The organism is Hyphomonas atlantica corrig., from assembly GCF_000682715.1.
GTDB lineage: Bacteria > Pseudomonadota > Alphaproteobacteria > Caulobacterales > Hyphomonadaceae > Hyphomonas > Hyphomonas atlantica.
The window spans coordinates 268,187-280,311 of record NZ_AWFH01000001.1 but is presented as its reverse complement, the minus strand read 5'-3'; the positions used below and the strand labels follow the sequence as shown (position 1 = coordinate 280,311).

The following is a 12,125-nucleotide window of genomic DNA, read 5'->3' as shown; positions in this document are numbered from 1 at the left end:
GGAGCGCTAGCCAACATTCCGGGCAAGGTCATTGATCAGATCGGTCAGGTTCGGCGCTTCGCCCGTCGGGTCATAGCGCATGGCCATCCGGTGGCCGAGGCAGGGTTCGGCCAGCGCCTCGACATCCTCGATGCTGGGTGCAAGACGGCCGCGCAGCAGCGCGCGGCTCCGCGCCGCCAGCATCAGGGCCTGGCCCGCGCGTGGGGATGGGCCCCAGTCGACAAGCCGCTTCACGCGCTCGTCACTCGTCTGTTCCGGTCGGGCATCCCGCACCAGCGCCAGGATCGTCGACACGATCTTCTCGCCTACCGGCATCCGCCGCACGAGGCTTTGCAATGCGATCAGGCGCTCTGCATCCAGCGCCGGGCGGACGATATTGTCCTCGCCCGTTGTGGTTTCGATCAGGATGCGGCGCTCCGTATCGAGATCCGGATACTGGACATCAATCTTCAGCAGGAACCGGTCAAGCTGCGCTTCGGGCAGGGGATAGGTGCCTTCCTGCTCAATCGGGTTCTGCGTCGCCAGCACATGGAAGGGCGCGGGCAAATCATGGCGCACGCCAGCGACGGTCACATGCCGCTCCTGCATGGCCTGCAAAAGCGCAGACTGGGTGCGCGGGCTGGCGCGGTTGATTTCGTCTGCCATCAGCAGCTGGGTGAAGATCGGCCCTTTGAGGAAGCGGAAGGTGCGCTGCCCACTCGGGCTCTCGTCCAGCACTTCCGAGCCGATGATGTCTGACGGCATCAGATCCGGCGTGAACTGGATGCGCTGATTGGCCAGGCCCAGCGCCGTGCCCATCGCTTCCACAAGGCGTGTCTTGGCCAGGCCCGGCGCGCCGATCAGCAGGGCATGCCCCCCGGCCAGAACGGCGGCGAGCGACAATTCCACCACGCGGTCCTGCCCGAACACTGCCTTCGCAATTTCGGCTTTTACCTGCGCCAGCGTCTCTGCGGCGGCTTCGGCTTCGGCCACGATTGCATCACTTACCTGTTCAGTATCGGCCATCAAAAGGGCGCCTCCGGCTTTTCGTCCTGAATAAACAAACCTATGTCTAAGGCCGGATCATGGCGGAGCAAAATGTGAATTCCAGTGCCACAACCACAATCAGTCTCGAAGAGACGCTTAAAGCGATCCTTCCCGATGGCAAGGTAGAGGGCAAGCTGCCCCCCGTCCATTTGTGGAATCCGGACCGCACGGCAGACATCGACATGGAAATCCGCGCCGATGGCAGCTGGTGGCATGGGGGCGGCCGTATCAATCGCGAAAAGCTGGTGAAGCTGTTTTCCCGCATTCTAAGACAGGATCCCGACGGCAAGATCTGGCTCGTCACGCCCTACGAAAAAGTGATCGTCCATGTCGAAGACGCGCCGTTCACCGCTGTGCGGGTCGAACGGGCAGGGGAGCCCGGACCGCAACAGACGCTGGCCTTCGTGACCAATCTGGGCGATGTCACCCTGGCAGGGCCGGATGCGCCGCTGCGGATTGAAACCGACCCGGAAACCGGAGAGCCTTCGCCCTATGTCCTCGTGCGCGGACAGCTTGAAGCCAAACTCACGCGACCGGTCTTCTACGAACTCGCCGAACTGGCAGAGCCCGCGCCGGATGGCAGCGATACCTTCGGCGTGTGGAGTCAGGGCAGCTTCTTTCCACTTGGATCAGCAGGCTGACGCGGCATGAGCTGGAACGGGCTCGACGATTTCCTGACGCGCGTCAGTGACCGGCTGGACCCGCCGCGCGGGGAAGCGCAGCTCACCGAATATGGCGATATGGAGTTCCTGACGCCTGAGGATCTGGGCCTCATCCGGCCTGCGGCTGTGCTGATCGGGGTTATCCCGCGCAAATCCGGCCCGACCGCCTTGCTGACCCTGCGCCCGGATACGATGGCTACGCATGCCGGTCAGGTGGCCTTTCCGGGCGGCAAGATCGATCCGGTCGATGTGGATGAGGTCGCTGCGGCGCTGCGCGAAGCCGAGGAAGAGGTGGGTGTGCGCCCGTCAGATGTGGACGTGCTCGGCCGCGGCGCGCCCTATGTCACCGGGACGCGCTTTCGTATCACGCCGGTCGTGGGCCTGCTGCCATCCGACTTCGAGCCGACACCAGACCCGACAGAAGTGGCAGACGTGTTTGAAACTCCGCTCGATTTCCTGATGAACATTGCCAATCATCAGGTCGGCAGAGCGGTTTATCGGGGCAAGGAACGCCAGTTCTACGAGATGCCGCATGGCGGGTTTCGCATCTGGGGCGTGACGGCAGGAATCATCCGCAAGCTCTACCATACCGTCTATGATGATTGATCGGTGCGGCATTTAGGGTTTTGCTCGGTCCGGCAACGCCTTATCTAGAATAAACAAACCGGAGGGCAGTCTACATTGGCCGGACGCATCGTCTTTGAGCTTTTCATCTTTTCGATCCCGTTCATCGTGTTCGGGCTGTATCTGCTGGCAACGTCCAATGCCCAGCAGGAGGGCAAGCGGAAATGGCCGATTAATATCCTGTTCCTGTGCGGTATCGGTTTGGCGACGGTTGCGTGGTTCGTGCTGATCCTGCTGGAGCCCAAGGAGCGCGACATCTGCCATGAGCCTGCACGGCTGGAGAATGGCAAACTGATTCCTGCGCGCGATTACCCTTGCGAACACGACGTGCGGAATGTCGGCATTCCGCTGGAGCGCGATGGCGTGAGATCTGCGCGCGGGGCAACCGGCCCCGGAACCGAGATCCATGATGCCGGGGAAATCCGCGCGACGGCCCCGAACACCGAAGATGCGACGCGCCCCGACGAGGAGCCTACCATTATCGCGCCGGATCCGGACGCCGAGACGCCGGATATTGTGCGGCCGGATGATGACGCAAACTGAGCGCCTGTCTGCGGAATGGCTGGACTGGCCGGGCACGCGCGCGGTCATGGCGGCGCTGGAAGCGGCGAAACCGGGCGGATCTCGCTTTGTGGGTGGATGCGTCCGCAATCAGCTGCGCGGCGCGAAAGTTGACGACATCGACATCGCCACACAGTTGGAACCGGGCGCGACAAAGGCTGCACTGGAAGCGGCAGGGATTCGCGCCATCCCGACGGGGATCGAGCACGGCACCATTACCGCGATACATGACGGCCGCCCCTTCGAGATCACCAGTCTGCGTCGGGATGTCGAGACCGATGGCCGCCGTGCGGTGGTCGCCTTCACACAGGACTGGGCCGAGGATGCCGAGCGCCGCGACTTCCGGCTGAATGCGATCTATGCCAGCCCCGATGGCCAGCTTCATGAAGTTGTGCCGGGCTCGATTGCCGACGCTATAAAGGGCCGCGTGATCTTCATTGGTGATGCCGACCAGCGCCTGCGTGAAGACTATCTGCGCATCTTGCGCTTCTTCCGCTTCAATGCCTGGTATGGGGCCGGGATGGATGCAGACGGCCTCGCGGCCTGTGAGCGCCAGAAAGAGGGCCTCACGAGAATTGCGGCCGAACGGATCTGGAAAGAGCTGAAGCGCTTGATGGAAGCGCCGGGCCCGTCAGAGGCCCTGCTCGCAATGGATGAGACCGGCATTCTGGATATTGTATTGCCGGGCGCGACAGCGTCTGAAACGCCATCACTCGTCGCGGTAGAGCAGGGGGCCAGGCTGGAGCCTGATCCGTTGCAGCGGCTGATGGCGATGACGCCCCGCCGCGTGCGCGATGTGCGACAGATGACGACCCATCTCAGACTGTCAAATGCAGAGGCCGACCGCCTCACCGCCTGGGCGGACCCGGCACTGGCTCATGTCCTCGGCGCAGATGCGCAGGCGCTGCGGCAGATGTTTTACCGGCATGGGCCAGAGGCGGTGGAAGATCGCGCCTTGATCGAAGCTGCGCAGCTGTCGCAGGGCGAGGCGTTTCAGGCGGTGCGCCGGGCTGCTGCTGACTGGGCCCGGCCGGAGTTTCCACTCGGCGGTAATGATGCGCTGGCGGCAGGCCTGAAAGGGCCCGAGATTGGTGCGTGCTTGCGGTCGCTGGAGGCGGACTGGGTCGCCTCTGACTTCACCCTGACGCGGGGCGAATTGCTGGCGCGCCTCAGTTCGCGAACAGGATGAAGCCGTTCAGATAGCCCGCAAAGCTGATCCAGATGAGATACGGGATCTGCAGCAGCGCGGCGAGCGGCGCAAATCTCCAGAAATCCTGCATCATGGCGACAATCAACAGCCAGAGCGCCACGAGTATTCCGAGCGCCAGCAGCAGATCATTCAAGCCGAAGAATGCAAAGCTCCAGGCGGCATTGAACACAAGCATCGCATAGTACAGCCCAAGTGGGCTGATAGCGCGTTCAAACGAGCCCGCCCGATCCAGCACGATCAAGGCGCCGGCTGCCATCAGGATGAACAGGACCGGCCAAACCAGTCCGAAAACGATATCAGGTGGCGTCAGGAAGGGCTTGTTGAGCGCGTTGTACCAGGGGTCTGAACTTCCCCCCGAAATCACTGCTCCTGCTGCGGCGGTTGTTGCCGTCGCTAGCAGGAGCAGTATCCCTGCCCCCCAGGGAAAGGCTTTCGCGTTCGGGACCATTGACCATGATCATACTCCGAAACGAAGCGTCCGTCATTTCCGAGACGTTAATCGGCGCGGCAATGCCTTGATCCTGATCAGGTTTTCACACCGCTGCCCAAAAAGCGGACGCGCTGGCCGGATTTAGTCGTCTTCCCGATCCAGTATGTCGCCCGGTTTGCAGTCCAGAACGGCGCAGATCTTGTCCAGGGTTTCAAACCGGACTCCCTTCACATGGCCCTGTCGCAGTTGCGACAGGTTCTGCTCTGAAATGCCAATCTCTGCAGCAAGCTCCTTGGACTTCATCTTGCGCAGGGCGAGCATCACATCGAGGCGGACAATGATGGCCATCAGATGAATTGCTCGTTTTCCTGGGCGATGTCTGTCGCCTGAGTGAGAACCTGTCCGATCACCATGATAATGGCCCCAATCATGAGCAGGATCAGCTCCTTGGAATTGATGGCAATGGTCAGGGCGCGTTTGTCCTCGCCATTGTCATAAGTGATGGCCAGAACCATCAGTGTCGGCAGGACGAGCTGGATGGCAGCGAACACGAACACCATGATCCCCAGGAACCGCACAGCGCGTACTGCAGCGGGTGCGAAAACGACGCCTTTCTGGAACACGCCGAACACGCGCGCGGCGCCCAGCGCGATCAGCGCCAGGCTGAAATAGCCGACTGCGGACAAGGACTGCAGCATCAGCTTCTTGCCGGAGGTGTAGGTCACATCATCGCGCACCTGCGGCTGAAGTCCGGCCCAGATCGCATCCGTCATGGCGGCAGTAATGTCTGCGGCGAAATAGGTGACCACGATCATCGCGACGACAGCGAGAGACAGCCATTTCAGGATCCTGCAGGTCATGCGTGTGCGATCAGGCAACAAGTTGCGAGGGCTCATATTTCATCCTTGCCAATCAATAATTCATGTTTTACGTGAATTTCTTCTTGAGGAAAGGTATCTCGATGTTTGTTTCCGCTGCAAGGGTTTTGCTCACAACGGGCCTTATTGGTCTGATCCCGGCCTGTGTGAGCGTGCCCGTTACCAGCCTGCCCAGACTGGCGGCGATGGACCCTGTCTCGATGGATGCGAACCAGATCGAGGTTGCCGTTCGCGCGCCGGATGATTTCGACCTGCCAGAAGATGGCGCCACGCTGGTGCTGACGGTTTGGCAGGAAGAAGGGGATGAGACGCGCGAGGAATTGTTTCACCTGCAGCCTGTCCCCGGCAGCCCGACAAAATTCCTGACACAGCGCACCAAGGCAGGGTTCTCTATTCACCGGATGCGCGTCGACCCCAAGGATGCCCCGCGCATGGATGAGTTTCGTGCCCACATGCTCAGCCTGAAGGAAACGCCCGGACAGAAAAGCCTGTCGGTCAGCGTCACCACGCGCCCCTGCCTGAGGCCGGGCGCAAACCCGTTCAAGGATCCCCGCATCGCCATCTATCTGCGACCGACGCAGGAAGAAGACTATTTTACGCTTGTGAAGGAACGCAGCGTCCCCATCGAATTGCCGGGCGGTGACGCCCGCTATTGCGAAACGGGCTGACGCGCTAAGGCCATTTTACGACAGGTGGCATGGAGGAGAGGATGCTCGTCACATTGCCGCCAGTCTTGAGGCCGAACGTCGTGCCGCGATCATAGAGCAGATTGAACTCCACATAGCGGCCGCGCTGGATCAGCTGTTCTTCGCGCTGTGCCTCGCTCCACGTCTCGTTCATGCGGCGCGCCACCAGTCGCGGGTAGATGTCCGCGAATTGTGAGCCGACCTGTTGTGTGAAGGCGAAATCAGCGTCCCAGTCGCCCGAATTGAAGCGGTCGTAGAAAATACCACCCGTGCCGCGCGGTTCATCGCGATGCGGCAGGTGGAAATAGGTGTCGCAGGTTTCTTTCATCTGCGCGTAATCGGCGGCCTCGTGCGTGTCGCAGGCTGCCTTCATGGCGGCGTGGAAGTCGACACTGTCCTCAAAGGCCTGATCGCGCTGGTAGTCGAGCAGGGGATTGAGGTCTCCGCCGCCTCCGAACCAGGACTGGCTGGTCACCAGCATGCGCGTATTCATGTGTGCAGCGGGCACTTTCGGATTGCGCGGATGGGCGATGAGAGAAATGCCCGACGCCCAGAAGCGACCCTCAGACTGATCCGCACCGGGGATCTGCGCTGCAAACGCTTCGGAGAAGGTGCCATAGACTTCAGAAAAGTGGACGCCGACCTTCTCGAACACTTTCCCGCGCATCAGACCCATACGGCCCCCGCCAAGATCTTCGCTGCCATCGCCGCGTTTCCACTCGGTCAGCTCAAACCGGCCGGGTGCGCCGGAATAGAGCGGGCGGTCTGCGGCGTCTTCGAGCGCTTCGAATCGGGCGCAAATGTCGGCCTGCAGGGATCTGAACCACTCGCGGGCGCGGGATTTCTGGGTGTCGAGATTGCCGTCTGTCATGGTGCGACACATGGCGCGAGGCGTGCGACTCTTGCAAGCGCCCTGTTGTCACAGGCTTAAAGTCAGGATAACGCGCAGACATTAGAAGTTTATGGGGAGGCAACCGCGCCCACTTGCCGCAATGTGCAATGGGGCAGGCTCCTGTATTACGGGCCCAAATTTCTGCCTTCGCAAGGGACGGGATAAGCGTGACTGATACACCCTCACACGACCACGGCGAGACGATCGATGATGATCGCCGCAATTTCATTCATATCGCCACGGGTGCAGCTGCCTTTGGTGGTGCTGCCATGTTTGCCTGGGCCGCTGTAGACCAGTGGAACCCGGCTGCGGACACCAAGGCGGCTTCGGCACTGGATGTCGACGTCTCCAAGATCCCGCTGGGCGGCGAGATTCGCGTTCTGATCGGCGGCAAGCCGTTCTTCGTGCGTCACCGTACGGCGGCTGAGATCGCAGCTGCGGACTCCGTGAATGTCGCAACGCTGCGTGACCCGCAGACGGATGACGAGCGCCTGCGCCCCAAGGGCGATGGATCGCTGAACCCGGCCATTCTGGTCACGTCCGGCTCCTGTACGCACCTCGGCTGTGTCCCGGTCGGTCCTGCGCAGGGCAACACAGGTGATTTCGGTGGCTGGTACTGCCCATGCCACGGCTCGCACTACGATACGTCTGGCCGCATCCGCAAAGGCCCGGCCCCTACAAACCTCCCGGTTCCGGACTACAAATATGTGTCCGATTCCGTGATCAATATTTCGCTTTAAGGGAAGGATACCGCAGATGAGTGGACACGAATCCTCCTACACGCCGACCAACGCCTTCACGAAATGGCTTGATACGCGTCTGCCGATTGTCCGGTTTGCCCAGGACACGGCCATCAATTTCCCGACGCCGAAGAATTTGAACTACTGGTACACGTTTGGCGGCATCCTCGCCGTCTGTCTCGTCGTCCAGATCGTTACCGGCATCATTCTGGCCATGCACTACGAAGCCAGCGTCGATGGCGCGTTCGCCTCGGTCGAGCGCATCATGCGCGACGTGCCTTATGGCTGGCTGCTGCGTTACATCCACGCAAACGGCGCCTCCATGTTCTTCTTGGCGGTCTACCTGCACATGTTCCGCGGGCTCTATTACGGCTCCTACAAGGCGCCGCGCGAGGTCCTGTGGATTCTCGGCTGTGTGATCTACCTGCTGATGATGGCGACCGCGTTCCTTGGCTACATGCTGCCTTGGGGGCAGATGTCCTATCACGGTGCCAACGTGATCACCTCGCTGTTCGGCGCGATCCCGCTGGTAGGTGAAAGCCTCCAGACATGGATCCTTGGCGGACCGTCCATCGGTAACCAGACGCTGCAGCGCTTCTTCTCGCTGCACTATCTGCTGCCCTTCATGATCGCCGGCGCAGTCATCCTGCACGTCTGGGCGCTTCACGTGCCGGGCAACAACAACCCGACTGGCGTTGAAGTACAGGATGTTGCGAAAGACACTGTGCCGTTCCACCCGTACTATACGGTGAAGGACGCCTTCGCGATCGTGATCTTCCTGATCATGTTTGCTGTCTTCGTGTTCTACGCCCCGAACGTTCTGGGCCATGCTGACAACTATATCGAAGCCAACCCGCTGGTGACGCCTGCGCACATCGTGCCGGAATGGTACCTGCTGCCATTCTACGCCATCCTGCGCGCCATCACCTTCGACCTCGGCCCGATCCCGGCCAAGCTGCTCGGCGTGATCTTCATGTTTGCGGCCATCGCGGTCCTGTTCATCCTGCCTTGGCTCGACACGTCGAAAGTGAAGTCCATGCGCTACCGTCCGGTAGCCAAGCAGTTCTTCTTCGGCTTTGTCGCCGTCTGCCTGCTGCTCGGCTGGTGTGGCGCGGCCAACCCGGATGATCCGGTGATCCCGGCGCTGCAGGGCGATCCGAAACTGGTGGTCAGCTACACGGCTGATGGCCAGGAAGCGACCAGCGAATACAAGGGCGGCGGCGAAGCCTATGTCGACGCGAAACGGTTCATGGAAAGCCTTCCGGCCGACTCGAACCCGTCATTGGCAGCTGTGCCGGCACCGACATTCATGTTCCGCCACTTCTCGCTGATCCTGACCTTCTGCTATTTCGGCTTCTTCTTCCTTCTGTTCTTCCTCGGCCTGACCGAGAAGCCGAAGGAACTGCCGGAATCCATCCATAAATCCGTGCTGAAACGCGAAAAAGCGTCGGCGTCGGCCGTACCGGCTGAATAGGGAGCTTTGGGGATAATCATGAAAGCGTTCCGCATTCTCACCGCCGGTCTTGCCGGCCTCATGATCGCCGCATCAGCTCACGCTGCCGGTGGTGCCGCTCACCCGCACGCTCCGGAAGAGGGCTGGCCCTTTGAAGGCGTAACCGGTCAGTTCGACCAGGCTTCGCTGCAGCGCGGGTATCAGGTCTATCAGGAAGTCTGCTCGTCCTGTCACTCGATGAAGCTGCTCAGCTATCGCAATCTCGGCGATCCGGGTGGCCCGTTCTACGACCCGGACTATCCGAACCCGAACGACAACCCGTTTGTGAAGGCGCTTGCCGCGCAGAACGAAATCCTCAGCCCGACCCCGAACGAGGCCGGTGACTATGATTTCCGCCCGGCAACGCCAGCTGACCGGTTCCGCAGCCCGTATCCGAACGACAATGCGGCCCGCGCGGCCAATGGCGGCGCCGTTCCGCCGGATCTGTCAGTCATCACGAAAGCCCGCCACGGCGGCGCGTCCTATGTTTACAGCCTGCTGGCTGGATATCCGGACGACGAAGTCTTCAAGGAGCGCGTGGTCACCGAGGCGACCGACGACGCCCCGGCTGAAGTCCAGACCGTGATCGATACGTCCAAGCTGCACATTGGCCACGGCGATGATCATCACTATGAAGGCTACCTGATCCAGAATGTCGGCCAGTACTACAACCCGTACATGCCGGGCGACACGGTGCCACAATTCGAAGGCGACCCACGCCACGCGCCTCCGGGCGGCTTCCTGGCCATGCCACCACAGCTGGTTCCGGGCCGCGTCGAGTATAGCGACGGCACCGAAGCCACGATCGAACAGATGTCCTATGACGTTGCGCAATTCCTGGCTTGGGCCGGTGAGCCAAAGCAAGGCAACCGCCGGTCGCTGGGCCTGGCCGTGATGGTTTATCTCGGCATTCTCGCGATCCTGCTCTGGTTCTCCTACAAGCGTATCTGGCGCAACGTAGAGCACTAGGCTGCTGACGCTTCTTTGAATTGACGACCCCGCCCCTGGCTGATCCAAGGGCGGGGTTTTCGATTCTGGGAGTGATAGATGAGCAAATGGACCCTCGGCATTATCGGCGGCTCCGGCCTGTATGAGATTGATGGTCTGGAAGACCGCCGCGAGGAACAGGTCGAGACGGCCTGGGGCAAGCCGTCTGACGCGCTGGTACGTGGCCGGATAGGGAAGGTGGAGCTGGTCTTCCTGCCGCGTCATGGCAAGGGCCACCGGATCACGCCAACAGACGTGCCATACCGCGCCAACATCGCTGCGCTGAAGGCGGCAGGCGTGACTGACATCCTGTCCATATCCGCCTGCGGCAGCCTGCAGGAAGTCTACGCCCCCGGCGAGTTCGTGGCCGCTGACCAGTTCATTGACCGCACCTTTGCGCGCGACAAGACCTTTTTCGGGGCCGGTATGGTGGCCCATGTCTCGATGGCAGAGCCGGTTTGTCCGCGCCTCTCGGGTCTCGCAGCCGACGCGGCTGAGGCGGTGGGCGCAAAGATGCATCGTGGCGGCACCTATCTGGCGATGGAAGGCCCGCAATTCTCCTCACTGGCCGAATCGAAGCTCTATCGCCAATGGGGCTGCGATGTGATCGGCATGACCGCCATGCCGGAGGCAAAGCTCGCCCGCGAGGCGGAGCTGCCCTATGCCATCCTGTGCATGGTGACTGATTATGATTGCTGGCGCGCAGAGACCGAGGCGGTCTCAGTAACCAACGTGCTGGAAATCATGGGCCAGAACAGCGCATTGGCGCGCAAGGCCGTGGTCGAACTGGCTGAGCGCCTGTCCGGCACAGAGCGTACACCTGATCCGAACGGAACGGACACCTGCCTGGACTATGCGCTCATCACCGCGCCATCGGCGCGCGATCCGGAAATGCTGGACAGGCTTCAGGTGATTGCCGGGCGCGCTCTCAACGGCTAAGGTTTACCAACACTTAACCGAATGCCATGCGGGGAGGCATGGTAAACGGCGAACGCGTTAGGGGACCTCAGAATGAGCGAAGCGCAATTCTACACTTTCTTCACCGGCGGGCTCTGCCTGCTGATCGCGGCGGCCTTGCTGATCGCCTGGCAGCTCTGGCGGATCCGGGATGAGGAGCGCGACGGCGCGATCTCTGCGCTCGATGGCGTCAGCCACGAAATGCGCATCAACCTTCAGCGCATGGTCAATGAGGTTGCCCAGATCGTCGACACGCAGGAAGCCGGGCCGGATGTGCTGCTTCCGGTTCAGCACCCACAGCTGGACGGTGTGAACGCATCCCTGATCAAGACCAACCGCAATGCCATCGCCGTGATCGGCGCGACATATCAGGAGCTTGAAGCGCGCAAGATGGCCCTGCGCGCAGCGCTTGCGCAGAAACGCGACCTCGGGGCGACATTGGACGACGCGATGGACGCAACCATCAACGGCATTGCGACACTCTACATGTGGGAAGAACATGCCGGCGTCCGTCCGTCCGAGGCCGGCACCGTGCGCAGCTGGCACGTGCGGGACTGGATGAAAAAGCATGGCTTTGCCGCATCCTCTTTCCCCGGCATGCATCTGCGCGATGAAGTGGTCGAGCGCCTGCGCCAGTATGGCCTGCACCTGACACCACGTCCGCTGACCCATACAGCCCACGAATATTACAGCATGCGATATGACCGCAAGGCAGACCCGCGGGCACCGTTCTGGAAGCGCAAGCCGAAGACTGAGGAAGTCATGGCTATCGAGACCACCGACGAGGCAGCAGACTTTGCCAACGGAGCGTATGATGACGGCTTTGAAGATGACGTCGTGTACACATCAGATACTGAAGACATGAACGTGCCAGACGAGCTCGATGCGATGGATGGCGACACGACGGCGGATGAAGACGATTATTCGGACGACGAAACCGACACCGGTCGCCTGCCGAATTGATCGCCATCAGCGCTTGC

Annotated in this window: 15 protein-coding genes; 10 read left to right on the top strand and 5 right to left on the bottom strand. The window is 61.2% G+C overall.

Features of this window, described 5'->3' with window-relative positions; genetic code table 11:
* Positions 1 to 6: 6 nt before the first annotated feature.
* Entirely contained in the window at positions 7 to 1,005 is a 999-nt protein-coding gene (locus HY36_RS01380) for an AAA family ATPase (RefSeq protein ID WP_035547264.1), read from the bottom strand.
* Between the two features lie 59 nt (positions 1,006 to 1,064).
* Between HY36_RS01380 and HY36_RS01375 the strand changes: the two genes are divergently transcribed.
* The 4 genes from HY36_RS01375 to HY36_RS01360 all read left to right on the top strand — a co-directional run bounded on the left by HY36_RS01375 (position 1,065) and on the right by HY36_RS01360 (position 4,062).
* Positions 1,065 to 1,667: a DUF1285 domain-containing protein gene (locus tag HY36_RS01375; protein ID WP_081805970.1), complete on the top strand. Its 603-nt coding sequence runs from the start codon at positions 1,065 to 1,067 to the stop codon at positions 1,665 to 1,667.
* A gap of 6 nt (positions 1,668 to 1,673) precedes the next feature.
* Positions 1,674 to 2,294, top strand: a complete 621-nt coding sequence (locus HY36_RS01370; RefSeq protein WP_035547261.1) for a CoA pyrophosphatase — start codon at positions 1,674 to 1,676, stop codon at positions 2,292 to 2,294.
* Positions 2,295 to 2,369: 75 nt separating this feature from the next.
* Positions 2,370 to 2,855, top strand: a complete 486-nt coding sequence (locus HY36_RS01365) for a DUF6111 family protein (protein ID WP_035547259.1) — start codon at positions 2,370 to 2,372, stop codon at positions 2,853 to 2,855.
* Complete coding sequence (locus HY36_RS01360; protein WP_241764113.1) at positions 2,839 to 4,062, top strand: CCA tRNA nucleotidyltransferase; 1,224 nt, start codon at positions 2,839 to 2,841, stop codon at positions 4,060 to 4,062. Before HY36_RS01365 ends, HY36_RS01360 begins: the two co-directional genes overlap by 17 nt.
* On the opposite strand, the gene HY36_RS01355 is transcribed toward HY36_RS01360, so the two are convergent.
* From HY36_RS01355 to HY36_RS01345, 3 genes are all read right to left on the bottom strand, one after another.
* Positions 4,043 to 4,447, bottom strand: a complete 405-nt coding sequence (locus tag HY36_RS01355; protein WP_162175927.1) for a TspO/MBR family protein — start codon at positions 4,445 to 4,447, stop codon at positions 4,043 to 4,045. The two genes, HY36_RS01360 and HY36_RS01355, sit on opposite strands and share 20 nt — an antisense overlap.
* 207 nt (positions 4,448 to 4,654) lie before the next feature.
* On the bottom strand, positions 4,655 to 4,861 hold the full coding sequence (locus tag HY36_RS01350; protein ID WP_035547254.1) for a helix-turn-helix domain-containing protein: 207 nt from the start codon (positions 4,859 to 4,861) through the stop codon (positions 4,655 to 4,657).
* Positions 4,861 to 5,409, bottom strand: coding sequence for a DUF2975 domain-containing protein (locus tag HY36_RS01345; protein ID WP_035547252.1), 549 nt, complete (start codon positions 5,407 to 5,409; stop codon positions 4,861 to 4,863). Before HY36_RS01345 ends, HY36_RS01350 begins: the two co-directional genes overlap by 1 nt.
* Before the next feature lie 65 nt (positions 5,410 to 5,474).
* Between HY36_RS01345 and HY36_RS17530 the strand changes: the two genes are divergently transcribed.
* Complete coding sequence (locus HY36_RS17530; RefSeq protein WP_051602379.1) at positions 5,475 to 6,059, top strand: hypothetical protein; 585 nt, start codon at positions 5,475 to 5,477, stop codon at positions 6,057 to 6,059.
* Between the two features lie 4 nt (positions 6,060 to 6,063).
* Here HY36_RS17530 and hemF read toward each other — a convergent pair whose 3' ends face one another.
* The gene (gene hemF / locus HY36_RS01335; RefSeq protein ID WP_035547249.1) at positions 6,064 to 6,948 is read right to left on the bottom strand and encodes an oxygen-dependent coproporphyrinogen oxidase; all 885 of its coding nucleotides are present in this window, start codon (positions 6,946 to 6,948) and stop codon (positions 6,064 to 6,066) included.
* A 188-nt stretch (positions 6,949 to 7,136) separates the two neighbouring features.
* Between hemF and petA the strand changes: the two genes are divergently transcribed.
* The 5 genes from petA (at position 7,137) to HY36_RS01310 (ending at position 12,108) form a co-directional block, all read left to right on the top strand.
* Positions 7,137 to 7,709, top strand: a complete 573-nt coding sequence (gene petA / locus HY36_RS01330; RefSeq protein WP_051602378.1) for a ubiquinol-cytochrome c reductase iron-sulfur subunit — start codon at positions 7,137 to 7,139, stop codon at positions 7,707 to 7,709.
* A gap of 16 nt (positions 7,710 to 7,725) precedes the next feature.
* The gene (locus HY36_RS01325; protein WP_035547246.1) at positions 7,726 to 9,183 is read left to right on the top strand and encodes a cytochrome b; all 1,458 of its coding nucleotides are present in this window, start codon (positions 7,726 to 7,728) and stop codon (positions 9,181 to 9,183) included.
* Between the two features lie 18 nt (positions 9,184 to 9,201).
* Positions 9,202 to 10,170, top strand: a complete 969-nt coding sequence (locus HY36_RS01320; RefSeq protein WP_035547243.1) for a cytochrome c1 — start codon at positions 9,202 to 9,204, stop codon at positions 10,168 to 10,170.
* A gap of 78 nt (positions 10,171 to 10,248) precedes the next feature.
* The gene (locus HY36_RS01315; protein WP_035547240.1) at positions 10,249 to 11,127 is read left to right on the top strand and encodes an S-methyl-5'-thioadenosine phosphorylase; all 879 of its coding nucleotides are present in this window, start codon (positions 10,249 to 10,251) and stop codon (positions 11,125 to 11,127) included.
* Positions 11,128 to 11,199: 72 nt separating this feature from the next.
* Positions 11,200 to 12,108: a hypothetical protein gene (locus HY36_RS01310; RefSeq protein ID WP_035547238.1), complete on the top strand. Its 909-nt coding sequence runs from the start codon at positions 11,200 to 11,202 to the stop codon at positions 12,106 to 12,108.
* Positions 12,109 to 12,125 lie beyond the last annotated feature (17 nt).